Source organism: Robertmurraya siralis (genome assembly GCF_005502275.1).
Lineage (GTDB): Bacteria > Bacillota > Bacilli > Bacillales > Cytobacillaceae > Robertmurraya > Robertmurraya siralis.
Window position 1 is genome coordinate 611,040 of sequence record NZ_SWLZ01000001.1, and the last position, 23,850, is coordinate 634,889.

A 23,850-nucleotide genomic window follows, 5' to 3' on the forward strand; every position below is an offset into this window, starting at 1 on the left:
ATGGGGAAAATTATTCAGCTAGACGATCTACTTTCGAATAAAATTGCTGCAGGTGAAGTAGTAGAGAGACCTGCCTCTGTTGTAAAGGAATTAGTGGAGAATGCGCTAGACGCCAATAGTACGATTATCGAAATCGAGGTAGAAGAAGCAGGTCTTGCGAAAATTCGCATTACAGACAATGGTGATGGAATTGAAGAATCAGATGTATTAATGGCTTTTCAGCGTCATGCCACAAGTAAAATCAAAAATGATCAAGATTTATTCCGAATTAGAACGTTAGGGTTTCGTGGAGAGGCCCTTCCAAGTATTTCCTCTGTTTCAAGGATTGAGATTAAGACATCGACAGGTGAAGAGGGAACGCGTCTCGTTTTAGAAGGTGGTCATGTAGAAATCTTTGAAAAAGCATCAAGCCGCAAAGGGACAGATATCATTGTCACAGATTTATTTTTCAACACACCAGCAAGATTAAAATATATGAAAACAGTTCATACAGAGCTTGGAAATATTACCGATATTGTCAATCGCCTTGCCCTTTCTCATCCAGAAGTTTCTTTCCGCCTTATACACAATGATAGAAAGCTTCTGCATACGAATGGCAATGGGGACGTACGCCAAGTGCTGGCGGCAATCTACGGTCTAAATATCGTTAAAAAAATGATTCCGATTGAAGCGACTTCACTTGATTTTACCATTCGTGGCTGGCTTGCTTTGCCTGAGATAACGAGGGCATCGCGCAATTATATTACAACGATGGTTAATGGTAGATTTATTAAAAACTATCCATTGGTAAAATCAATTCAAGAAGGATATCATACTCTTCTTCCAATTGGACGTTTTCCAATAGCTTTGCTCAACGTTGAAATGGACCCGATTTTGGTGGATGTCAATGTTCATCCTTCAAAAATGGAAGTGCGATTCAGTAAAGAAGCTGAATTAAATCACCTTGTAACAGAAACAATTAAAAACGCTTTTCACCAAAAAGAACTTATTCCAGAAGGTTTGAAGCGAGAACCAAAACAAGTAGAAAGATCGGAGCAGCCCTCTTTCGATTTCGAGCATCTTCCAGTTGCTAAAGAAGCGCAACCGACATTTTCTTTTGAAGAATTTCCGCAGGTTGAAGTGCAGGAAACAATAAGGGAACTTCCTGTTAGACCGATAGAAAGCAGCCAAGTTAAAGCCGCACGCTCATTTGTTGAGGAGGAAATGATTGCTTCAGCACCAGCAACTGTCAGCAAAGATGAAGCAAACGTTGAATCAAGAGTCCCACCGTTATATCCGATTGGTCAAATGCATGGAACCTATATTTTGGCTCAAAATGAAAAGGGACTTTACATTATTGATCAACATGCCGCACAAGAAAGAATTAAATATGAATATTTTCGTGAGAAAGTAGGACAGGTTGAAAGCGAGCTTCAAGAGATGCTTGTACCTTTAACTTTTGAATACTCGGCAGATGAAGCGATTAAAATTATGGAGCATAAGGAGCAGCTTGAAGAAGTTGGTGTATTTTTAGAACCTTTCGGAATCAATAGCTTTATTGCACGCTCTCATCCGCAGTGGTTTCCAACAGGACTGGAAAAGGAAATTATTGAAGAAATGCTCGAACAACTGCTCACAATGAAAAAAGTCGATATAAAGAAACTGCGAGAGGAAGCAGCGATCATGATGAGCTGCAAAGCTTCGATAAAAGCAAATCATTATTTGCAAATGAGTGAAATTCAAGCACTTTTGGATCAGTTAAGAAGATCATCGGATCCATTCACATGCCCACACGGAAGACCGATCATTATTCATTACTCAACATATGAAATGGAAAAGATGTTTAAACGCGTGATGTAGAGGGGTTTCTAAGGAATTAGAAACCCCTTTTAATGGTTTAAAAAACTCTGGCTATGAATTGCACCCCAAAAGTTAGCTTCAAATCTTACTTTCGGGGTGTTTTTTTACTGCTAAATATAGTGAATCAATTAAGCTTTTGATAATTATAGAATATCCAGAAAGCAAATTAGAATATTGTTTGGTAGCTAAAAAGTTATAATTTGGTAGATAAATAGGTTAAAGTGTTTGAAAAATTTGGTGTAGATGGATTGATGAAAAAACGAATGAATGAAGTTTTTTCTGTTCAACTCAAGATTGATGCATTTGACTATATAATAAAAGTAGAGATTCTTTAATGAATATCTCACTTCGGTTTGGAATTGCTACTCCTTACTTCTTTCTACTTGAAATAAATTTTTTAAGGTAGGAGGAATAATGGTAGTTTTGATTTCAAGCATATTTTTTTAGTTGTTCTCAACTGAAAATAGATGTGTGTCGGTAACTTCAGAAGTTGGATCCTTTGATTATTAAAAAGAGATAGTCTCGGGTGTGTTTTTTAAATTTTTTAAAAATTTCCAATAACACCGCTTTACATTTTTTGAAAATATTGGTATTATATAAATTAATTTCCTGTTATTGTGCGATATTTTAGAGTTTTCTGTATATGTATGATAGGAAAAATACTAATAATTTTTATCATAGGGGGAATGTTACTTAATGAAAAGAAAATTGTATTTGTCTTTTATTTTAGTAATTTTTGCTTTTATTTGTTTTTCTGGAGGTGTTGGTCTCGCTGCTCTGGAGTTACCTTATCATGATAATACTGAATCAAAAGTGAAGAAAAGATAGCTTTGTATAAATTGAATTTCATAGATGATATTTTAGAAGAGGGAAGTAATGAAGTTAGGTATTATTGGAATGATATAAAAGATAATGAACAAAGCGTAGACCTAAATATTGTGGTGAATTCAGAAGCAAAAATAATCTTTGTAGAAGAAAAAAATATTAATTCAAAAACAGAAGTAGAGCAAATAAAAAAATCAATAGAATGGAGAGATTCGGTTAAGAAAATATCTGCAGCGCAAGAAATACCATCCGAGGAAGAGTCTAATCCAATTTCTCTACTACGAGACTATCAGGTGCCATTTAAAATAAATGGAGGTAGTACACGATCCCAATTCTTAAGTGATCATGCCTTTGATAGGCATAAATATGTGAATAATGCTGCATCATCTTGTAGTAGATCTAGATACGCACAGGATGTTGGTGTTAAAAGTTTAACAAATACTACGAGGTCAGTTCCTGATGAAAAGTTTACAACAACACATGGAGATAACTCTAGGACTACTACATATATAAAAAAATTTAAAGGTGGTCGTACAATGAATATGAGAATGAGTGATTATGGCTATACGGATTACCACCGTGTGATAATTAGTCACGATTATTCTGAACAAAATACTCATCACCCGTATTGTAAATAGTTGAAAGGACTGTAAAAAAATGCGCATAAAGAACCAAATAATCAATGAATGGACAATTTATAAAACCTATCCTGATTTTTCTTTTGTAGATAATTTAGAAAAGATGATAGAGTCGAATCAACATAACTTAAAATCAGGTGAATCTCTGGAAATACATCAGGTACTCTTTGTAGGAGAATTTAAAAAGAATGAAAAAGTATATTTAGTTATTTTGAATGTTGTTCCTGAGGAATAAAGAGGTAATTTGCAGTGAAAACTATTTAGCTTTTACATCTTTTCATATAGAGTCTTAGTAGTCAGATAACACTCTAGTAGATATGTGAGAAGTTTTTTTAGAAGAGATAGTTACGGAACCAAGAGATTTATACTTAAATCTAGAAAAAGTAATTTCGATGTCATGTAGCAAAAAGCTCCTTTTTATAAGAAGTGACCAAAAGGATTAGACAAGTATTATTACTTGGGAAGGCATGAGTTCTTGGACTCATGCCTCTTAACTTTACCATTTATCCCCCGTAGTTCTTGCTAAGTTTATTTGCTTAAGATACTTGTAACCGTCAAGTAGTTTTGAACACTTTATGCTAATTAATTTTTGAACACTTTCTTTTCCGAAAATGGTAGTGCGATGTTTTATTCGATAACTGTCATTTTCATTCAATTGAATAACTTCTACTCTATGGAGTAATCGGTCTAAAATTGCTGTCGTGATTCCTTGATCTCCCAATAGTTCTCCCCATTCTTCTGGACCTTTATTGGAAGTTAAAATAATGGAACTACGCTCGTATAGATAATTGATTAGATGGAAAAGTAGATTGACTTCTCTCTGATCCATTGCCATATACATTAAATCATCAATAATTACCATATCAGACTCTTTTAAGCGTTTTAACTGAGTTTGAGACTTTCTTATATACTCTTCTGTTTTTAGTAGATGGATGAGTTCTCCCATTGTAGAAAAGGCAACTTTATAGCCCTTTTGAATAGCTTCTAAACCTAGTCCTATACTAATATACGTTTTACCTGAACCTGGCGGTCCTAATAAAAATAGGTTGTATTGTTGTTCTAGCCAAGTTAGTTCCCTTAACTGGTTTAATTGACGTGTACTAAGCGATATTTGTTCTTCAACTTTAAACTCATCAATTGTTTTGAGATACGGAAATTTAGCCCATTTTAATCATTCTTATCTTCACGTTTCTTCATTTCATGCATTAGAAGTTCCTGTAGAAACTCTTGATACGTCCACGAAAATTTCTCCGCATTTCGTAGTAATACTGGCAACTCATCGGCCGTTTCCGCCATCCGAAGATGGCGAAATTGTTCTTGTAAGAGTTGTACAGTGCTAGTCATTATGAAACACCTCTAATTATGTTCGTATAATATTCTACTTCCCTTTTTACTGCTGACCTTTGTTGCGGGGGTATCTTTTTTAGCTTCGATTGAAGCAGGAGATATATCTTTTCCTTTTTTTAATCTAGTTAAATGTTGTGCAATATCATGTAGATCGTTTGCACTCCAAAGTTGCTTTTTTAGACAAACAGCGAGGGCTTTCTCTATTTGAGGTCGAAAATGGGTAATAGCGTATTGAATGACCTGCAGCTGATCTCTTACATATCTCGGATATTGCTGGGCTACTTCATTCACAAACTTTAAAGCATTTTCTTGATCCTTGAATTGACGATTAATAGTTTCTTTATATACTTGGATTCCTTTTGAACGATCTCTTGTATGCTGTCTATTTTTTATCAATTTATAAATGTCAGCACAAATAATATAACGGCGCCGAAATATATTGATTAGGAGAATTATATATGGAACAGTTCATTGTAAAAACGATTGGAAAGGTGCGTTCAGACGAAAATGGAATACGGATTGAACTGGAAAAGGCGTTTATTCCTGGCCTTAGGAACCTTGAGGGCTTCGGTTACATTAACGTATTATGGTGGTTCCATCATTGCGATACTGAGGAGTCGCGTTCAAAGTTGATTGAGAAAAGCCCTTACAAAGGTTCTCCGGATACATTAGGCACTTTTGCTACACGTGCTCCGGAACGTCCAAATCCCATCGCTCTTACTTGTGTCTATATCTCTTATCTTGAGGTTGACAAGGGGATTATAGGTCTAGCTTATATTGATGCAGAGGATGGAACGCCAGTACTTGATATTAAGCCTTATACACCAAGCTTTGACAGGGTGGAAAAAACCATTGTTCCTAATTGGTGTTCAAATTGGCCAAGGAGTATTGAAACATCTGGGGACTATGATTGGAGTGCCGTTTTTTCGTAATTCAATACAATAGTAGATTTTATTCTTTTAGAACTGTTTTCCTCTTTAAAGGAAACCGGTTCTTCCAGAGAGAAATGGGTGCGATATGTTTTTAAGTTCAAATACGATTATATTTCTTTTCCAATCAGTCCATCATTATAGTGAGTGCATTTCTTTTAAAAAATAGAGCCCAATGCCTAACCTGTCTTAAAGAACGTATACAGGTTAGGCATTTTTTTATAAAAATCCGAATTCGTTAAAAGGATATTTATTTTGCTATTCCCTACACAACAGTGATTATCGCGATAATCGAGCGGAAAAGTGAATGTTTTTTGAATAAAGGAAGTGGCAAAGTGATTTTTCTCACTACGATGAGAATCATTCGCAATTATGCTGAAAGTGAGAAAACTAAGGGAGGGAATTTTAATGAAAGCTTCTGACCATGTTCAAGATGAAATAAATGTTGAAAATGAAAATACGGATAAACTTGCCACATCAAAATTGGGTACGTGGATCTCTGTCGGTGTGGTTGCAGCCGTTATTCTAGTTACTTACTTTATAATATTCGGAGTCTATATGGATAGAGTTTAAAGGAGGAAAATATGATGCACCTTGATGAAAAAATTTGGTTAACACTGAGCTTCGGCATCATCATGATATTTATGTTGATTACTGGCTATCAAGCATTTGCATTGGAAATGGGACCGCCAAGTCATAATGAAATACTAGATCCGCAAAAAGTAGATGAAACGGCTCCATTTGATGAACCTGGAATAAAGCAAATTGGCGAAAAAGAATATGAAGTTGTGATGACTTTACAAGTTTTCAGTTTTACGCCAATGGAGCTTGAAATACCTGCAGGTTCAACCGTACACTTCACGTTAACTTCAAAGGACGTTGTACACGGATTTCAAGTAGCGAATACGAATATTAATGCAATGGTCATGCCAGGACATATCCAAAAAATTTCGCAGAAATTTTCTGAGCCTGGTGAGTATTTAGTGCTATGCAATGAATATTGCGGTGCAGGACATCAGTTAATGAGCACGACGATTACGGTTAAATAAAGGAGGGAATCAAAATGGACGCGGCTATTGAACAAAATAGAAGAGCAGCAGTTCTTAGCGAGAAAAAGAATAAGGTTTTAGGCGTTTGTTTAGAGGATGCGCGAATATCGAAATCATATTTAGCTGTCGCTTTTGTCGCATTACTGCTCGGGGGATTGCTAGGTTTATTGCAAGGGTTGAACCGGGCAGGGGTTCTGGAATTACCAGCTTGGCTGAATTATTATCAAATATTGACCGCACATGGATTGTTACTCGTTGTTGTACTCTCCGCATTTTTTACGATCGGATATTTTTACGCGGGTCTTTCCCATACATTAGGTGGTCTCTTGCCAAAGGTGCGAAAACTGGCTTGGATTGGATTCTGGACAAAAATGGTAGGTCTTGTCTTGGTTGTTGTTCCAGTTCTAATGAATGAAGCTTCTGTTATGTATACATTCTATCCACCAATGGCAGCCCATCCAGTCTTCTATTTTGGGTTAGTATTCGTTGTATTAGGAATTTGGATGCTGGCAACAGGAGCATTCATCAACGTGGCTCATTGGAGGAAGAATCATAAAGGACAACATCTTCCAATCTTAGCATTCTTTGCAACCGGGGTGTTTGTGTTATTGGTCGGAGCAACTGCATTCGTTGCTGTGGAAGTACTATTTATGATTATTCCATGGTCTCTCGGCTGGGTCGAGACGATTAATGTTATGGTTGCGAGAACATTATTTTGGGCATTTGGACATACGGCGGTCAACATCTGGTATTTAACAGCTGTATCTGCATGGTATGTTATCGTACCAAAAATTATTGGGGGTACAAGATGGAATGATTATTTAACTCGCGTCGTTGTGATTGCACTTGTCATTATGAATATTACAGGTGGTTTCCATCATCAGATTGTTGACCCAGGTATATCACTTCCGATCAAATTTATGCACGTATTTATGAGTCTTGCTATTGGTTTTCCTTCATTAATGACTGCCTATGCGATGTTTAGAGTTTTTGAGCGTACAGGTAGAAGGAAAGGTGGCAAGGGAGCACTTGGTTGGTTTAAGAAACTTCCATGGGGGGACGTTCGCTTCCTATCTCCTTTTATCGCAATGGCAGCTTTTATCCCAGCCGGAGCAGGCGGGATCGTGCAAAGTACAAATCAATTAGATCAGGTGGTTCATAACACGATGTGGATAGTTGGGCACTTCCATTTAACACTTGGAATGTCAGTGGTCATGACATTCTTTGGAATTAGCTACTGGTTAGTACCTTACCTTTCAAAACGGGTGTTAACTCCACAAATGAATAAATTAGGCGTTATTCAAACAATTATTTGGACGGTGGGAATGGTAATCATGGCTATCTCCATGCATGCAGCTGGATTGTTTGGTTCCCCGAGAAGGACATCTTTTACAACCTATGGCGATTTTGCAGAGACATTAGGATGGAATCCATTGATGACAGCGGTTGGCATAGGTGCAACCCTTTTGTTAATTGCGGTAATTCTTCAGGTCCATGCTGTATTTAATATGATGTTCTTTGCGCCAAAAGGGGAAGTCGAATTCCCAATTGCTGAAGTGGAAAAAAATGAAACGGCTGCTCCATATATGACAGAGCGCTGGGGAATTTGGGTTGTTGTCATGATGATCGTAATTGCTATGGCATATGTTCTGCCTTTGACAGATATGATTGTCAATGCACCACCAGGTTCACCTCCTTTTAAAACATGGTAATTATTTATTGAGGATGAAAAGATAGCACCATTTGGAGCTATCTTTTTAAGGTCTATGGTGGTCTTTCAATTCAAAATGAAATTTGGAAGTGATCTGATGCATAAAAACTTTCATAGCACGATAGCTTTACTTGTCGTGGTATCGTTTGGCATTATTCTGCTTTTCATCGGCACAGACGGATTTAAAGCATTTACAGAAGAATCAGCTAGGGTCAATCGCTTAATGGAAGAACAGCCAAAGGTTCCAAACGTGACGCTGGAGGATAGCAAAGGGAGAACGTATCCTATCTCTGAGTTTGAAGGGAAATTCATGTTTATCACTTTCCTGTACACAGCATGTGGAACGGTTTGTCCTCAATTAGAATACAATATGGCTCAAGTATATGATTTGCTACCACAGAAGTATATGGGAGATGAGATTGTCTTTCTTAGCATTAGCTTTGATCCAGAACGAGATGAGCCAGAAACATTGGAAAGATATCGAAAAGCTTTTAAAAGTGATGGGGAAACATGGCGAATGGCAAGGATTGTGGACAAAACAGAACTAAATACGTTACTAGAAAAATTCGGAGTTATTGTCATTCCTGATGGTCAAGGAAACTTTACTCATAATTCAGCCTTTTATCTCGTCGATAAAACTGGCAGCCTTAGAGAGGTGATGGATTTTACCAAAATTGAGGAGGCGGCTGAAAAAGTTGAAAGGATACTTGAAGGTGAGCAGGTGAGCAAGAGATGACACAATTTATCTATGGCTTATTATTATATATTTTCTTGATGATCCCACCTATTGCTGCTCTTTTTGAATCTATGATGATAACCCATATGCATATGCAAATGCCCATGCTGGTCATTTCAGGTTTCTTAATGTCTGGCTTTTTATTGAGACGGTCCCATCGTTTTTTTGAAAAGTGGAACCATAATGGCATACCAGGGATCACCCTTTTTATGATGATAATGATATATTGGACTATTCCTCGAACAATGGATGAAGCATTAACGATGCAAACTATGGAGATTTGGAAGTTTATGAGCTTACCATTTTTGGCTGGAATGCCACTGAGGGATAGTTGGAAGAAGCTAACAAAGGCAGGGAAAAATATTATTATTTTTATTTTTACAGTCAAGTATTTTGGGATGGGAGCCTTATATATATGGTCGGAAGAGTCGTTATGTAATAATTATTTAGTCATTGATCAATTAACACTTGGCTGGGGATTTATTACGACGGCTATATGTTTAGTCATTTATTTAGTCTATGCTTTCACAGTAAATCCTTCAGAATATGAATAATTGAGAAAGTGAGTCAAAATGTTATACTCGCTATTACGAGATGGACTTGAACATCGTTCATTTACTCATGTTCGTTCTCAATTGGTTAGACGGAGAGAGAGACTTCTTTAAAGGTGCCATCATTTTATTTTACCTTGGAAATGATTCATGAACCGTCTGTCTTTCTTTTGGTGTGATCGTTTCAAAATTTTATTAAAGGATTGCAAGTAGTAATTACAATGTTGTGTGAAACGGTTTGCCTTTAGCAATATAGTTCGATAGCAAAAATAATAAAACATATATGGGAAAAGAATAAATGCTTTTCCAACGAATAGGTTCATACAAATCTAACCACATTGCAATTGGTTCACCAATAAATGCTGCAAGTGCTCCATAGATGATTCCTTTTAGAAAATGATTTAAAGATGGCTTAAGTTCAATCATAAGCATCATTGAGACGGGTAATAAAGTAAGATCCCATGGCAAATAGCCTGTAATAAATGGAAACACATTATATGGGTATGTCCAAAGGCCGAATTGGAGGCCGATTGAATCAAGTATTAATGCAATAATCGCCATGAATAACCCGGCGCGAATGAGATCGCCTCTATTCTGGCGATTATGTAATTTGAACCAAATAATCCACGGTAAAATACTTAAAGTAAATCCTAGCCACCACATTGGGCTAAACAGAATCATCTTTTGCCAAATATCCACAAATGATTCATGGGCTTGATTGTATAAGGAATATACTTTTTGAATATCTTTATTTATATCTGAAGCTTTCATTTGCACCCCAGCCAATCCATTCATCAATAAATCTCGCTGATATATCGTTAGCATTTCATTTCAATTGTACAATTATGCAGAAAATATCCGTTATTATAGAACCGACATTGTGAGATGATAGCTGGTGTGAAATGCTTTAATAAAGCATAATATAGTGATAGACGAGGAGGCGGTTATTATTTGATGTTTTTAATATCCTTGTTACCAATAATCATGATAGCAGTCTTCATTATTTTTCTAATTGTTGTTTTATCAAAAAGTAAGGAAGGAGGAGAAAGTTTGGTCAGACATCTTTATGTATACCTTGTTCTTTTTGCCACATTAATGATGGTGATTGGCGGCGGAATTTCAATCTTTATGGCAACGGCGGACTTAGTTAATCCACCATCTTATTATCAGACCTATTCTGATTTTAAAATCATGAGACAAAGTGAGAAAATAGAAGGTAAACAAGCGGTTACATTAACGGAGGAGCAATTACGAGCAGAGTACGAGCAATTGATGGAGGATGAGAGAGAGCGACAAAAGGAGAACGCCAAAAACCAAATGATTAAAAGCTTAGGATTTATTCTTATTCCACTGCCTATTTTCCTTTATTTTAATAAGTGGCGCCGAAAATCAATTGAATAGGAAAAAGGCGAATTACGTTAGGACATGACCATAGACATGGGGTACGGGCTCATGGAAATCATTAATATGGTCGCAAGTCAGGCTTTTAGTTTGAAGAGGTTGTATAACAAAGACCGTTTATACAACCTCTCAGGCTGCCTGTAAATGTTCGCTTTCTTTGCAAAGTTCAGTGTTGATAGCCTTATTGTAACATCTCGTTTGATCCCGACAAATGTTTTCAATCCGCATCAATGTAATGGCTATCTAATGGTATCATTCACATTTTGTGGCAACTAAAGTGCCCATCGTTGCATTTTCATATCGTCTAGGAAAGTAGACAAGGCTCTTTATTAACTTTGCACCTTGCGAACAAACTTCTCGTTCTTTCTGTTAAAATCAACAGTTATTTAAGGACGATGGAAAGCTGCCCAGAATCAGTCTGACTTATAGGAGCAGTTCAAACTTAACATGTTTTAAGGGCACTTTTCGTTGTTTTATTTTGCCGCTTGGCGAAGTTTTTTCATAATACTTAATGATTCACCAGTTCCTAATGCGACAGATTCAAGTGGACTTTCTGAAAGCTGAACAGGTACGAAGATTTCTTTACTTAACCATTCTTCCATTCCGTTTAAAAGTGAGCCACCACCTGTGAGAACAACACCTCTATCAACAATATCTCCACTTAATTCTGCCGGGCATTCTTCTAAAGTAGCACGAATCGCCTCCAGCATATGGAGTAAGGATTCTTTTAACGTTTCACGAATTTCGTAAGATGATAGAGTGATTGTTTTCGGTAAACCAGTTACTAGATCCCGTCCACGAATCTCCATCTTTAGTTCTTCATGATCTACGAGGGCATGGCCAATTTCCATTTTTACTTGCTCAGCGGTTCTTTCTCCGATAAGGACATTATAATTTTTACGCACATATTGAATAATTTCCTCATCCAGTCGATCTCCGCCTATATTGATCGATTGGGCTGCGACTACACCTCCAAAAGAAATGATGGCTACTTCCGTAGAACCGCCGCCAATATCGACAATCATATTGGCCACAGGCTCATCTACTGGAAGCCCTGACCCGATCGCTGCGGCAACAGGCTCGTCTATTAAAAAGACTTGCTTCGCACCGGCATTCCGTGCAGCATCTTGGATCGCCCGTTTGTCTACACTAGTTGCTGCGGAAGGGGTACAGATGATCACATTCGGCTTTCGAACGTTTACGCCAGATTTATTCATAGCTTGCTTCATGATGATTTTCAGAAGCTCTGTCGTAATATCAAAGTCCGCAATAACTCCATTTTTAAGAGGGCGGATGACATGGATATGAGGAGGTGTTTTGCCAACCATTTCCTTCGCTTCTTGACCGAAAGCAATCACTTTTTTTGTACGGACATCAACGGCTACTAATGAGGGCTCATTCAATGTAATTCCTTTATTTTTGCTATAGACTAATATATTTGCAGTTCCTAAGTCAATTCCAATTTCATTTGCTGCAAGCATTTCTTTCCCCACCTATTCTCTATTTTCTTGATGACATCATTTATGCTGTAGTAAATAGAATTAATATAAAAATTACAGTTTGTTCATGTCTTTATATAAATTAGCATGGAAGTGGTTCATTTAGGGGGTTGTTATATAAACGTTAAGGAATTGTAATGTAAAATGGATTATTTGTAAATTGTGCATGGATGTGAATAAACTGGATATTTTTGGAGATGCTAATTAAATGTTGAAAGTTTCTCGTATTTCGCGATTAATTTGTTCATAAACTTAAAAAAATGTATCGACATGTTTGTTAAAAAATATTACAAATGAAGAAAATAGCCTTTAAATGTGTTACGATGAGAATTAGCAGTTTTACTGCGATAAAAACACAAATGGATAGTAAAGGCGTGGAGGTAGTGGACAGTAAAGAAAAAGTCCTTGTTTTACTTGGACCTACTGCTGTAGGAAAGACGAAAATGAGCATTGAATTGGCCAAACGTTTCAATGGTGAAATCATTAGTGGTGATTCGATGCAAGTATATAAAGGAATGGATATAGGCACCGCAAAAATCACAAACGAGGAGATGGAGGGAATTCCCCATCATTTAATTGATATTAAAGCGCCGAATCAATCCTTTTCTGTTGCAGAATTTCAAACGCTTGTTCGTGAAAAAATTTCGGATATCACCAATCGCAATAAGCTGGTGATAATCGTTGGTGGTACTGGCTTGTACATCCAGTCAGTCATTCATGATTATCAATTTTCGAGCGCCCCATCGGATGAGGAATTTCGAAAAAGCATGGAATTAAAAGCGGAAAAAGAAGGAAAAGATGTAATTTATCAAGAACTTCTCACAATTGATCCGCTTGGTGCTAGGAATATTCACCCCAATAATGTGCGCAGGGTGATAAGAGCTCTCGAAATTTTCCATTGTACTGGTAAGACAATGAGTCAATTTCAAGAAAAACAAACGGCGGATTTATGCTATGACACTGCTCTAATTGGGTTAACAATGGAAAGAGAACAACTATATGAGCGCATTGACAAGCGGGTTGACATCATGATCGAGCAAGGATTAGTAGACGAGGTGAAAGGATTGTATCAATCTGGACTTAGAGATTGCGGCTCGGTCCAAGCGATTGGCTATAAGGAGCTGTACGATTATTTTGATGGGAAACTCCCATTAAATTTAGCCGTTGAGAAATTAAAACAGAATTCTCGCCGTTATGCAAAACGGCAGCTAACTTGGTTTCGCAATAAAATGGATGTTCAGTGGTTCGATATGTCAGATGTGACCGACAACGTAACATTTACAAAAAAAATTGCGGAAATTTCCACGTATATTGAAGGAAAGCTGAAAATAAAATCGAATACATATTAATAGAGATAAAAGAGGAGGATCCCAGATGAAACAATCCATTAATATTCAAGATCAATTCTTAAATCAATTGCGTAAGGATGGAAGCAGTGTTACAGTTTTTTTATTAAATGGTTTCCAATTAAGAGGTCAAATAAAAGGTTTTGATAACTTCACCGTGTTATTTGAATCAGAAGGCAAGCAGCAGCTTGTTTATAAGCATGCAATCTCAACCTTTGCCCCACAAAGAAATGTGCAAATTGATTTAGAAAATCCTTCACAATCGTAAAATACAAAGGTTCGCTTCGATATGAAGCGAGCCTTTTTACGTTTCTTTCGTAAAGGGAATAGTTTCCCCCTCAACAATAAGAAGCTGGTTCAGCGCTTAGGTTTGGTGCATCCGTTTCTCTGCTCGCACTTCCAGTTAGTACAATGAACACTAAGGAAAACAACCTTGCTCCATTCACATCGGGACCAGATTTAAAGGATGAAGGGGTTTTTAATAAAAACTTTAATGAAATAGGTTTAGATTGAATACATATAGTATAGTTAACATTTTTAACGAAGGCTATGTTAACAGATGGCTGCCTAGTTGTAGTTGCATTAATTACTCCTTTTTTCATTTACGAAAGAATCGGGAATTTCATGAAAAACCGAACATCAACAGCATCATATCCCAACCTGTGTAAAAGTGAAATTAGGCTAGTGTCACGAAAATGATCTCATCAGAGTATGATGATGATAAATAATTCTTTTGAGATGGAGAAGCGGTGCTTTTTCGTAAACATGGCCGATTCACCCAACTATTGAATTTTTCTGAATTCATCTAGAGAAAACAGCTTTTAGAAATGTGAGGTGAAAGCTTTGGACCAACCTTTTCGTATGAAAAATAACGGTCAAATTAGCATTGTTCTTAATTCACAAATAAGAAAAACGGTTGCGAAGGAGTTGCCAGATGTAAAAGTGGTTCCAAAGACGATTCCACAGGAGCATGCAGCTTTAAAGGAAATTGAAGAGGAACTGGGTACATTAGTGGGAATGGAAGAAATGAAGAAAACGATTAAAGAAATATATGCCTGGATATATATTAATAAAAAACGAGAAGAAGAAGGTTTAAAAGTCGGAAAACAGGCACTTCACATGATGTTTAAAGGAAATCCCGGTACAGGAAAAACAACGGTTGCAAGGCTGATTGGCAGGTTATTCCAAAAAATGAATGTTCTCTCTAAAGGCCATCTCATCGAGGCTGAGAGAGCAGATTTGGTAGGGGAGTACATTGGTCATACAGCTCAAAAAACGAGAGATTTAATCAAAAAGGCAATGGGTGGCATTTTGTTTGTGGATGAAGCATATAGCTTAGGCCGTGGCGGTGAGAAAGATTTTGGAAAAGAAGCGATCGATACGATGGTCAAGCATATGGAGGATAAACAACATGATTTCATATTGATTCTTGCCGGTTACTCCAGAGAGATGGATCAGTTTTTAACGTTAAATCCCGGTCTTTATTCACGCTTTCCACTCGTGATCGATTTTCCTGATTATACCATTGATCAATTAATGGAAATTGGTGATAAGATGCTGCGGGAGAAAGAGTATACATTAAGTCATGAAGCGGAAAAAAGGCTGCGTGATCATTTATATTGGATTAAAAATTCCTTGAACGTAACAAGCTTCTCCAATGGCCGATATATGCGAAATGTGATTGAAAAATCGATTCGTGCCCAATCGATGCGCTTGCTCATGCAAAATCAATTCGATCGTCATGATTTGATGACGATCCGAAGTAACGATTTAATTCTTGATGAAGGCTGACGAAAAGTCAGCCTTCTATGATCCGAAGGTCGATGTTAACTCTCTATGTTTCGCTTTTTTGCTTGAATGGCAAGATTAAATCGTTTTGGAAGCTTCCAATTATAAGTGTAAGATAAAACGCGTAAAAAAGTGATGATGATAAAAAGAGTATATAATTCAAAGGAAGTTACAGCCCATTTTAAGCCAATTGCGATCCCTGCTAAAATTGCCCACAGAGCATATATCTCTGAGCTTAATACCAATGGTTTTCTCCCTGCTAATAAATCGCGGATGATCCCACCGCCGCTTCCAGTCAGTACTGCCGCGACAATAACGGCACTTAGGGGCAATTCCATTTTTACAGCATAGAGAGCACCTTGAATTGCGAAGGCTGACAAACCGATGGCGTCAAAGAGGTTACCCCATCTTTGCCATATTTTGAGGAGGTTGTTAAGGAAGAAAAAGACGAGCGTTATTGATAAAAGGGCAACCTGAAAAAAGAGTCCTTGCTCCCATAGTGCTGAAACTGGGACCCCGATAAGCAGGTTGCGAATCGCCCCTCCTCCGAAAGCAGTCACAATTCCTAATATGTAAACTCCTAAAATATCATATTCTTCTTCCATTGCAATAATCGCTCCGCTAATAGCAAATGCAACGGTGCCGATCATACTTAATACTTCCCAGGTCATTCTTGTATTCTCCTCTAAATGATAAATTCGCCCACTTAAAACAAACAATTTGATTTTATCACGGAGTATGTTTGCAATGAAAGATATTTATTTTTTTACAAAATTCGTGTTCGCTCTCCTTTTTTGATATGATGAATTCGAAGTAGATTGCTCACTCAATTTCCAATTAATATAGAGGCTTTATGGACAGGAGGAAATGATTTGTCAAAACAGGAAGCGAGTATTGAAAGAGTGATCCTTGTAGGTTGTCAAACAACAGAGGATGATCTTCGCTATCAATATTCAATGGAAGAGCTTGAGTCATTAACAGAAACTGCAAAGGGAAAGGTAGCTGCGAAGTTAACGCAAAAAAGAGAACGGATTCATCCGTCTACATACATAGGAAAGGGGAAGGTGGCAGAATTAAAAGCATTGGAAGCAGAGCTTGAGGCCGAACTGATTATTTTTAATGATGAGCTGTCTCCAAGTCAAGTGCGAAATCTCTCTGCAGAGCTTGAGGGGAGGATTATTGATCGAACACAATTAATTTTGGACATATTCGCAACGAGAGCCCGTTCAAAGGAAGGAAAGCTACAGGTGGAATTAGCTCAGCTTCAATATCTCCTACCAAGACTCGGTGGTCAAGGACTTCAACTGTCAAGATTAGGAGCTGGAATTGGGACAAGGGGACCTGGGGAAACGAAGCTTGAAAGTGATCGCCGCCATATTCGCCGTAGAATTGATGATATCAAGACCCAGCTTAGTGTTATTGTCCAGCATCGTGATCGTTATCGTGAACGACGCAAGAAAAACAAAGCGTTCCAAATTGCACTCGTTGGCTATACGAATGCCGGGAAATCGACCTTATTTAACCGTCTGACAGAAGCTGATGCATTTGAAGAAAACCAATTATTTGCAACGCTTGATCCAATGACACGAAAAATGATTTTGCCAAGTGGCTTTGGAACTCTTTTAACGGACACGGTTGGTTTTATCCAAGATTTGCCTACAACGCTAATCGCCGCCTTCCGTTCAACGCTTGAGGAGGTGAAGGAAGCAGATTTAATTCTTCATCTTGTTGATATGTCGAATGAGGATTACTTTCAACATGAGCAAACGGTCCATAAATTATTGGAGGATTTAGAAGTTCAGCAAATTCCTCAGCTAACGGTTTACAATAAAAAGGATCAGCAGCACGGTGATTTTGTCCCGACTGCCAAGACTGAGACAATCCTAATTAGTGCGTTTGATGAACAAGATCGCATGCGGTTAAAAAAACAAATTGAACAAATTGTATTGCAAGCAATGGAATTTTACCATGTGGAGGTTCCATCAACAGAAGGAAAGCTGTTAGCGCAATTAAAGAATGATACCATACTAAGAGAGCTTCGTTTTCATGAAGAAAAACAATTATATGTGTGCAAAGGCTATTGTTTGACTGATCATCAAATTCTTGGCCAACTTTATCACTATTCGATTAAATGAAAATGATATTTGATATATAGAAGGAGAACAGCATGTTTCAGCAATTAACATATGGGAAGCAGTTAGAAAAAATCATGAAAGAAGTAGAAGCGCAAGTGCAGGATCTGCATAAAGAGATTGATGAACGAATCGATCGCAACCAATTTCGAGTGCTCTCAAGTTTTCAGCATCATCGTGTGAGTGATTCTCATTTTAATCCCTCAACCGGTTACGGCTATGATGATATTGGCCGAGATACATTAGAAGATATTTACGCAGAGGTGTTTGGCGGTGAGGCTGGGCTAGTTAGACCTCAAATCATCTCAGGAACTCACGCTATCTCCATTTCCCTCTTTGGCGTACTTAGACCTGGTGATGAACTTCTGTACATAACAGGGAAGCCTTATGACACTCTCGAAGAAATCGTTGGTATTAGGGGAAGTGGGGTTGGTTCACTGAAGGAATATGGAATTTCTTATAATAGTGTTCCTTTAACGGCAGAAGGGGATATCGATTACCCCGCGATTAAACAAGCGATGAAGCCCAATACGAAAATGATTGGTATTCAGCGCTCTAAAGGTTATGCGAATCGACCGTCATTTACAGTTCAGCAAATAAAAGAAATGATTGATTTTGTAAAAAAGGTTAATCCGAATGTTGTCGTCTTTGTTGATAATTGTTACGGAGAATTCGTGGAAGAGATTGAACCATGTCATGTCGGCGCAGATTTAATGGCTGGTTCACTGATCAAGAATCCAGGTGGCGGTCTTGTTAAAACCGGCGGTTATATTGTCGGCAAAAAGGAATGGGTCGAGGCTTGTGCTTATAGACTTACGTCTCCTGGGATCGGTAGAGAAGCAGGGGCTTCTCTTTATAGTCTACAAGAAATGTATCAGGGCTTTTTTATGGCACCGCATATCGTTGGTCAAGCATTAAAAGGAGCGATCCTGACCGCGGCCACGCTTGAAAAGCTGGGAATGAATACGAATCCAAAGTGGGATGCCGTGCGAACGGATTTAATCCAGTCTGTCCAGTTTGATGAGCGAGAGAAGATGGTTGCTTTTTGCCAAGCCATTCAATTTTCTTCTCCTATTAATTCCCATGTAACACCATATCCGAGTTATATGCCTGGCTATGAAGATGATGTCATTATGGCAGCAGGCACGTTTATCCAAGGAGCGAGTATAGAACTTACCGCTGATGGACCGACCCGTCCACCATATGTGGCATACGTTCAAGGGGGATTAACATATTCACATGTCAAAATAGCGATTTGCATCGCACTAAATCATTTATTAGAAAAGAAGCTCCTAAGTATTGATGAAAAATACTAGGTAAATAGCTCAAAAGATCAAAGAAAAATAATATTTAAAAAAATCATGTAATATAACCTAACATCTGTTGACAGAAAACCTAACATTAAATATAATAAAAGCATGATAGAAAGGTGGAGAGAAAATCGCATGAGCGGAAGTGAAATTCGTCGTACGATGCCACTATTTCCAATAGGAATTGTGATGCAATTAACTGATTTAACTGCTCGGCAAATCCGCTACTATGAGGAACATCAATTGATTTCTCCGGCGCGAACAGAGGGAAACAGGAGAATGTTTTCTCTTAATGATATTGACCTTCTGCTTGAGATCAAGGATCTTATTGATCAAGGAGTTAATCTTGCTGGAATTAAACAACTTTTTGCTGTGAAGGAGAAAGAAGTAGTAACTGAGGAGATGGAGAAAGAAGCTAAAAAAGTAAGACGTGAATTATCTGATGATGAATTGAGGAGGATTTTAAGGGCTGAAATGATGCAAGCTGGTCGTTTCAACCGTTCTTCCCTTCGTCAAGGAGATATGTCTCGCTTTTTTAAGTCATAAAAGCTTTTCCTAGCATGTCACTAGTTGGGAGAGGCCAACAAGAAGTAAAAATAGGGAGGAAGTAGAATGGCGAAGTTTACTAAAGATGATATCAAAAGAATGGCGAGTGAGGAAAACGTAAAGTTTATCCGCCTGCAGTTCACTGACATTTTAGGAACAATCAAAAATGTGGAGATTCCTATCAGTCAGCTCGAAAAAGCGTTGGACAATAAAATGATGTTCGACGGATCCTCTATTGAAGGATTTGTTCGAATCGAAGAATCCGACATGTATTTATATCCTGATTTGGATACATGGGTCATTTTCCCTTGGACTGCTGAAAAAGGAAAAGTTGCACGCTTAATTTGTGATATTTACAATCCAGACGGCACTCCATTTTTAGGAGATCCACGTAATAACTTACGACGTATCTTGAAAGAAATGGAAGAGTTAGGCTTCACTGACTTCAATCTGGGACCAGAGCCAGAGTTCTTTTTATTTAAGTTAGACGAAAAAGGAGACCCGACTCTTGAGTTAAATGATGCCGGTGGTTACTTCGACCTAGCTCCAACTGATTTAGGGGAAAACTGTCGCCGTGATATCGTACTAGAATTAGAGGAAATGGGCTTTGAAATCGAAGCTTCTCACCATGAAGTGGCACCTGGTCAGCATGAAATTGATTTCAAATATGCAGATGCAATCACTGCATGTGACCAAATCCAAACTTTTAAACTAGTAGTAAAAACGATTGCTCGCAAGCATGGTTTACACGCTACATTCATGCCGAAACCATTATTCGGTGTTAACGGCTCTGGGATGCACTGCAACGTATCGCTATTTACTAACGGTAAAAATGCATTTTTTGATACAACTGGAAACTTAGAACTCAGTGATACAGCTCGTCAATTCATTGCTGGTATCATTAAACACGCACCAGCGTTTACAGCAGTAACAAACCCAACAATTAACTCTTACAAACGTTTAGTACCTGGATATGAAGCTCCATGTTATGTAGCATGGTCTGCTAGAAACCGTTCACCATTAATTCGGATCCCAGCTTCTCGCGGTCTAAGCACTCGTGTTGAGGTACGAAGCGTCGATCCATCTGCTAACCCATATTTAGCAATGGCTGTGCTGTTAAGCGCTGGTCTTGACGGAATTAAGAATAACTTAACTCCTCCGGCTCCTGTTGATCGCAACATTTACGTGATGTCAAGAGAAGAGCGCATTGAGGAAGGAATTGTAGATTTACCTGCTACTTTGGCGCAAGCATTGGATCAGCTTAGAGCAGATGAAGTCATGACTGCTGCACTTGGAGAACATATTTTAGAACATTTCCTAGAAGCAAAAGAGATCGAATGGGATATGTTCAGAACGCAAGTCCATCCGTGGGAAAGAGAGCAGTATATGCAAATGTATTAATCTTTATAGCCTTTGGCGCTCTGAGCGTCAGGGGCTTTTTGTTTGTGAAAAGAAACCATGGGTTTGGCCTTGGGTTCCAAAAAACTTACAGCGTGGTATTAAAAAAACTCTCCGTAGTGCTCATAGATGACCGAATTAATTTAATTAATGTATTAAACTCCCTCCTACTCCAGTCTTGCTTTCGAGATATGCTCGTCCGATATATTAAAACAATGGATGTGACAGCAGTAGCAGGGGCAGAGAGCCCAAGAGGTATTGTGGATTAATCCAGTGGCAGCCGAGATGGGAGTTTATCAGGAGTCTTTGTTTTGGATCATTAATAAAGTTATTTTAGCTGTATTAATTTAATTATATTACGGACCCGAGTTTTGAGAAACCCGGGCCCGCGAATCAAAATTGGACGAAGGCCCAAAATTTTAAGCATTGCTTACTTAAAAAACTCTTTAAACCAATTAATAATGGAACTAATAATACTTTTCTTGACAATCAAGAATATAAAGACAAACTTCATTGCGATCACCTCTTTTATATGGAAAGTAGATGATTCGCTTAACGTCCATTAATATTTTACGCAGCTTGTAGATAAAAATTCGTAATAAGCTATTTTATTAAACAAAAGAGTAAGGAGGTTTCGCAGTTGGAAAAAAGTATTGCCGGAGCTCGGAACTAACTTATGAAATATAATAGGCGCTCCACAATTTATGGTAGCACCAGTTGAGTGTACTAATCCCAGATACGGACTCTTGGAATACCTGCTGTTCTTAAATAATCTAATAACTGACCTGTATGAACAGATTCATGATAGCCAACACGTAATAACATGTCACCTAAGTCTCTTATGTAACCTGAGTCAGAACGGTCAATCTTAATGTTTTCTAAATCTTCTTCAGAAAATGACTTGATTGTATCCAGAAATGCTTTTCTATAAGGTTCAGCATAATTCAGTTCATCATTTACTGTGGTAAAGGGACGATTTTCAAAAGGAGAATTGAAAACGGACAAACTCCCTTTGTTTTTGATTGCTAAGTGATAGTAATGTTCGCTTTCAAGTATGTGTCTAATCATTTCGAGGCAACTCATTGCCTCGTCATCTGGCTTCCATTGGAGTTTCTCATCAGGAATAGATGTCCAGACTTTAATACTTCTTCTTCTAATTTCATTAAAGTTTAAAATAATTAAATCAATAGAATTCATCAAGAATATCTCCTTTTATTAGAATAATTTAAATATACACGAAAGAATGTTCGTGTGCATAAAAAAGGATGTTATTTTGATGCTTCAGTTGATTAAGAGGGAGACTTTTGGAGATCAAAGTATCTGAGTTAGCATAACGCTTTTATTTAGCTTTAAACAAATGGGGTTACACAAGTAATTCCGTAGTGCCGATAAAGTAGAATTTATTAATATTATGAAAGTAGAGATTAAAAAATGGTTAACCAGTGATTTTTCATTTCAAGTTGAACCTATACGAATGGTGGTGTTTCTTTCAAAAGGAGAAGAATTGATGTATAGGAACAGAGTTGGCGTTGTAGCATTAAATTAAAATACTCTAAATTTTAAGACCTAAGCCTTACATTAAATTAGACCTTAGGGATATAGAAAGAGTTATCTGTATGTGCTAAATTGTAGTTGTTGTAATTGTAATGTATGTTATTTTATAGGAGGGAATCTGTGAAAAAAGAAATACGTATTTCAGAAAAACTATTGTTGGCTGGATTTAGTTTTATGTTTTTTTTTATGATCGTACAAGATTGGGTTCCTTTAGGTTCATTTAATGACGTTCAAGCCATTAGAGAAGCAAATTCATATAATGAATTAATCACTGTTACATTGATTAATGTAGGGCAAATTTTAATATTAATGGGCTTGTTAGTTAAATTTATGGGAAAAAGGTATCCAATTTGGGTTAAACTTTGGCTAATAATCCACCAGTTATGTATTTTTGTTGGAGTGCTAATATCCTGGTGGATTCCTTACTTATTTGGGTATGGTGCAGAACAAAAAGTCGAAAGATATAATCAAATGTTTGGAGATACCCATTCTTTCCTTCCAGTAATGAATGGAATTGTTCCAAATACGCTTCATTTCCTTTTTCATATCACTCTATTATTCTGTATTATTATCGTGCTTTATATTTCCTTTACCTCTTCAAAAAACACGAAAAATTATAATAACAGTTATTCTGAAAATTAAACTAAATGCTTCTTTGATTTTTCTTATAATTAACAACTAGTGTTGTATTCATTTAATTTCACTATTAAAAATCTCGAAATGTTCAATTTTTATCATTTGGTGTAAAGAAAAATTCCTTTACAATAATAAGTCAGGTGGTAACCCGTCAAATCCTCTAAAAAAACAAACTGACCCAGAAAAGTAAGATTTGAACATTCTCATTTGGAGCATTCAAACGAGAAATCATTTTTTTAGGTTTTGTTGTATATCGGTGTTGATTTTAGGCTCATTCCGTATGAAACCTTGGTTTCACACGGAATGAGCCTAAAATCGCTTTATCAACAATATTGTTTAATACAACCTTTTAAAAAGACAGAACAAGTAAGGATTAGCTTACTATTTATGTATGTTATTATGGAATTACTGGAAAATTCCCTTCATACTTATCAATGAAGTTATAAACAAGGAGGAAGTAAGTTGAAAAAAATGACCTGTATTCTTTTGTTAACTGTATTTGGCAAGCAAAAAATGTATTAAACGGCATTTAAAAATGTACCACTTGCCAACGCATAGAATTAACCTTGTATAATTGATTCTTTGTAACGGTGGCTATCCCCGTTAAACACGATT

Annotated in this window: 25 protein-coding genes and 1 pseudogene; 20 read left to right on the top strand and 6 right to left on the bottom strand. The window is 37.3% G+C overall.

What is annotated here, in order from left to right; translation table 11 throughout:
• From mutL to FCJ93_RS02875, 4 genes are all read left to right on the top strand, one after another.
• Positions 1-1,839 carry a DNA mismatch repair endonuclease MutL gene (gene mutL, locus FCJ93_RS02865; RefSeq protein ID WP_137742863.1) on the top strand — a complete coding sequence of 613 codons (1,839 nt, stop codon included), beginning with the start codon at positions 1-3 and terminating at the stop codon, positions 1,837-1,839.
• Positions 1,840-2,535: 696 nt separating this feature from the next.
• On the top strand, positions 2,536-2,667 hold the full coding sequence (locus tag FCJ93_RS25600; RefSeq protein ID WP_268951547.1) for a hypothetical protein: 132 nt from the start codon (positions 2,536-2,538) through the stop codon (positions 2,665-2,667).
• Positions 2,668-2,669: 2 nt separating this feature from the next.
• The gene (locus FCJ93_RS02870) at positions 2,670-3,302 is read left to right on the top strand and encodes a hypothetical protein (RefSeq protein ID WP_137742864.1); all 633 of its coding nucleotides are present in this window, start codon (positions 2,670-2,672) and stop codon (positions 3,300-3,302) included.
• A 19-nt stretch (positions 3,303-3,321) separates the two neighbouring features.
• The gene (locus FCJ93_RS02875; RefSeq protein ID WP_095308234.1) at positions 3,322-3,537 is read left to right on the top strand and encodes a hypothetical protein; all 216 of its coding nucleotides are present in this window, start codon (positions 3,322-3,324) and stop codon (positions 3,535-3,537) included.
• Positions 3,538-3,891: 354 nt separating this feature from the next.
• Here FCJ93_RS02875 and istB read toward each other — a convergent pair.
• Positions 3,892-4,646, bottom strand: a pseudogene (istB, locus tag FCJ93_RS02880) (IS21-like element helper ATPase IstB); the annotation flags it as partial.
• A 12-nt stretch (positions 4,647-4,658) separates the two neighbouring features.
• Positions 4,659-5,045: a hypothetical protein gene (locus FCJ93_RS02885; RefSeq protein ID WP_137742865.1), complete on the bottom strand. Its 387-nt coding sequence runs from the start codon at positions 5,043-5,045 to the stop codon at positions 4,659-4,661.
• 62 nt (positions 5,046-5,107) lie between these two features.
• On the opposite strand from FCJ93_RS02885, the gene FCJ93_RS02890 reads away from it, so the two are divergent.
• From FCJ93_RS02890 to FCJ93_RS02910, 6 genes are all read left to right on the top strand, one after another.
• A complete protein-coding gene (locus FCJ93_RS02890) occupies positions 5,108-5,581 on the top strand; it encodes an SAM-dependent methyltransferase (RefSeq protein WP_137742866.1) in 474 nt (157 codons plus the stop codon).
• A 405-nt stretch (positions 5,582-5,986) separates the two neighbouring features.
• Positions 5,987-6,151 (top strand): hypothetical protein, encoded by a 165-nt coding sequence (locus FCJ93_RS24745; protein ID WP_170211188.1) that lies wholly within the window; start codon positions 5,987-5,989, stop codon positions 6,149-6,151.
• Between the two features lie 11 nt (positions 6,152-6,162).
• Entirely contained in the window at positions 6,163-6,627 is a 465-nt protein-coding gene (locus FCJ93_RS02895; RefSeq protein WP_095308239.1) for a cytochrome c oxidase subunit II, read from the top strand.
• A gap of 14 nt (positions 6,628-6,641) precedes the next feature.
• On the top strand, positions 6,642-8,339 hold the full coding sequence (locus FCJ93_RS02900) for a cbb3-type cytochrome c oxidase subunit I (RefSeq protein ID WP_137742867.1): 1,698 nt from the start codon (positions 6,642-6,644) through the stop codon (positions 8,337-8,339).
• Between the two features lie 96 nt (positions 8,340-8,435).
• Positions 8,436-9,074 (top strand): SCO family protein, encoded by a 639-nt coding sequence (locus tag FCJ93_RS02905; RefSeq protein WP_095308721.1) that lies wholly within the window; start codon positions 8,436-8,438, stop codon positions 9,072-9,074.
• Positions 9,071-9,628: a hypothetical protein gene (locus FCJ93_RS02910; RefSeq protein ID WP_095308243.1), complete on the top strand. Its 558-nt coding sequence runs from the start codon at positions 9,071-9,073 to the stop codon at positions 9,626-9,628. Before FCJ93_RS02905 ends, FCJ93_RS02910 begins: the two co-directional genes overlap by 4 nt.
• A 213-nt stretch (positions 9,629-9,841) precedes the next feature.
• Here FCJ93_RS02910 and FCJ93_RS02915 read toward each other — a convergent pair whose 3' ends face one another.
• A complete protein-coding gene (locus FCJ93_RS02915) occupies positions 9,842-10,420 on the bottom strand; it encodes a CBO0543 family protein (protein WP_095308245.1) in 579 nt (192 codons plus the stop codon).
• 255 nt (positions 10,421-10,675) lie between these two features.
• On the opposite strand from FCJ93_RS02915, the gene FCJ93_RS02920 reads away from it, so the two are divergent.
• Positions 10,676-11,026, top strand: coding sequence for a hypothetical protein (locus FCJ93_RS02920; RefSeq protein WP_235879392.1), 351 nt, complete (start codon positions 10,676-10,678; stop codon positions 11,024-11,026).
• A gap of 473 nt (positions 11,027-11,499) precedes the next feature.
• Here FCJ93_RS02920 and mreBH read toward each other — a convergent pair whose 3' ends face one another.
• Positions 11,500-12,507 (bottom strand): rod-share determining protein MreBH, encoded by a 1,008-nt coding sequence (mreBH, locus tag FCJ93_RS02925; RefSeq protein ID WP_095308247.1) that lies wholly within the window; start codon positions 12,505-12,507, stop codon positions 11,500-11,502.
• 377 nt (positions 12,508-12,884) lie between these two features.
• Here mreBH and miaA point away from each other — a divergent pair, with 377 nt between their 5' ends.
• The 3 genes from miaA (at position 12,885) to spoVK (ending at position 15,662) form a co-directional block, all read left to right on the top strand.
• Positions 12,885-13,874: a tRNA (adenosine(37)-N6)-dimethylallyltransferase MiaA gene (gene miaA / locus FCJ93_RS02930; RefSeq protein ID WP_095308725.1), complete on the top strand. Its 990-nt coding sequence runs from the start codon at positions 12,885-12,887 to the stop codon at positions 13,872-13,874.
• A gap of 25 nt (positions 13,875-13,899) precedes the next feature.
• The gene (gene hfq / locus FCJ93_RS02935; protein WP_095308249.1) at positions 13,900-14,139 is read left to right on the top strand and encodes an RNA chaperone Hfq; all 240 of its coding nucleotides are present in this window, start codon (positions 13,900-13,902) and stop codon (positions 14,137-14,139) included.
• 575 nt (positions 14,140-14,714) lie between these two features.
• The gene (spoVK, locus tag FCJ93_RS02940; RefSeq protein WP_137742868.1) at positions 14,715-15,662 is read left to right on the top strand and encodes a stage V sporulation protein K; all 948 of its coding nucleotides are present in this window, start codon (positions 14,715-14,717) and stop codon (positions 15,660-15,662) included.
• Positions 15,663-15,697: 35 nt separating this feature from the next.
• Here the strand turns inward: spoVK and FCJ93_RS02945 are convergent, their stop codons facing one another.
• The gene (locus FCJ93_RS02945) at positions 15,698-16,330 is read right to left on the bottom strand and encodes a trimeric intracellular cation channel family protein (protein WP_137742869.1); all 633 of its coding nucleotides are present in this window, start codon (positions 16,328-16,330) and stop codon (positions 15,698-15,700) included.
• Positions 16,331-16,531: 201 nt separating this feature from the next.
• Between FCJ93_RS02945 and hflX the strand changes: the two genes are divergently transcribed.
• The 5 genes from hflX to FCJ93_RS02970 all read left to right on the top strand — a co-directional run bounded on the left by hflX (position 16,532) and on the right by FCJ93_RS02970 (position 21,314).
• A complete protein-coding gene (gene hflX / locus FCJ93_RS02950) occupies positions 16,532-17,794 on the top strand; it encodes a GTPase HflX (RefSeq protein WP_095308259.1) in 1,263 nt (420 codons plus the stop codon).
• A 32-nt stretch (positions 17,795-17,826) separates the two neighbouring features.
• The gene (locus tag FCJ93_RS02955) at positions 17,827-19,107 is read left to right on the top strand and encodes a methionine gamma-lyase family protein (RefSeq protein WP_095308265.1); all 1,281 of its coding nucleotides are present in this window, start codon (positions 17,827-17,829) and stop codon (positions 19,105-19,107) included.
• 129 nt (positions 19,108-19,236) lie between these two features.
• A complete protein-coding gene (locus FCJ93_RS02960) occupies positions 19,237-19,647 on the top strand; it encodes a MerR family transcriptional regulator (RefSeq protein ID WP_095308270.1) in 411 nt (136 codons plus the stop codon).
• 66 nt (positions 19,648-19,713) lie between these two features.
• Entirely contained in the window at positions 19,714-21,048 is a 1,335-nt protein-coding gene (glnA, locus tag FCJ93_RS02965) for a type I glutamate--ammonia ligase (RefSeq protein WP_137742870.1), read from the top strand.
• A 44-nt stretch (positions 21,049-21,092) separates the two neighbouring features.
• Positions 21,093-21,314, top strand: coding sequence for a hypothetical protein (locus tag FCJ93_RS02970; protein ID WP_137742871.1), 222 nt, complete (start codon positions 21,093-21,095; stop codon positions 21,312-21,314).
• 457 nt (positions 21,315-21,771) lie between these two features.
• On the opposite strand, the gene FCJ93_RS02975 is transcribed toward FCJ93_RS02970, so the two are convergent.
• Positions 21,772-22,242: a DinB family protein gene (locus tag FCJ93_RS02975; RefSeq protein ID WP_137742872.1), complete on the bottom strand. Its 471-nt coding sequence runs from the start codon at positions 22,240-22,242 to the stop codon at positions 21,772-21,774.
• A gap of 477 nt (positions 22,243-22,719) precedes the next feature.
• On the opposite strand from FCJ93_RS02975, the gene FCJ93_RS02980 reads away from it, so the two are divergent.
• Positions 22,720-23,241 (top strand): hypothetical protein, encoded by a 522-nt coding sequence (locus tag FCJ93_RS02980; protein WP_137742873.1) that lies wholly within the window; start codon positions 22,720-22,722, stop codon positions 23,239-23,241.
• Positions 23,242-23,850: the final 609 nt, after the last annotated feature.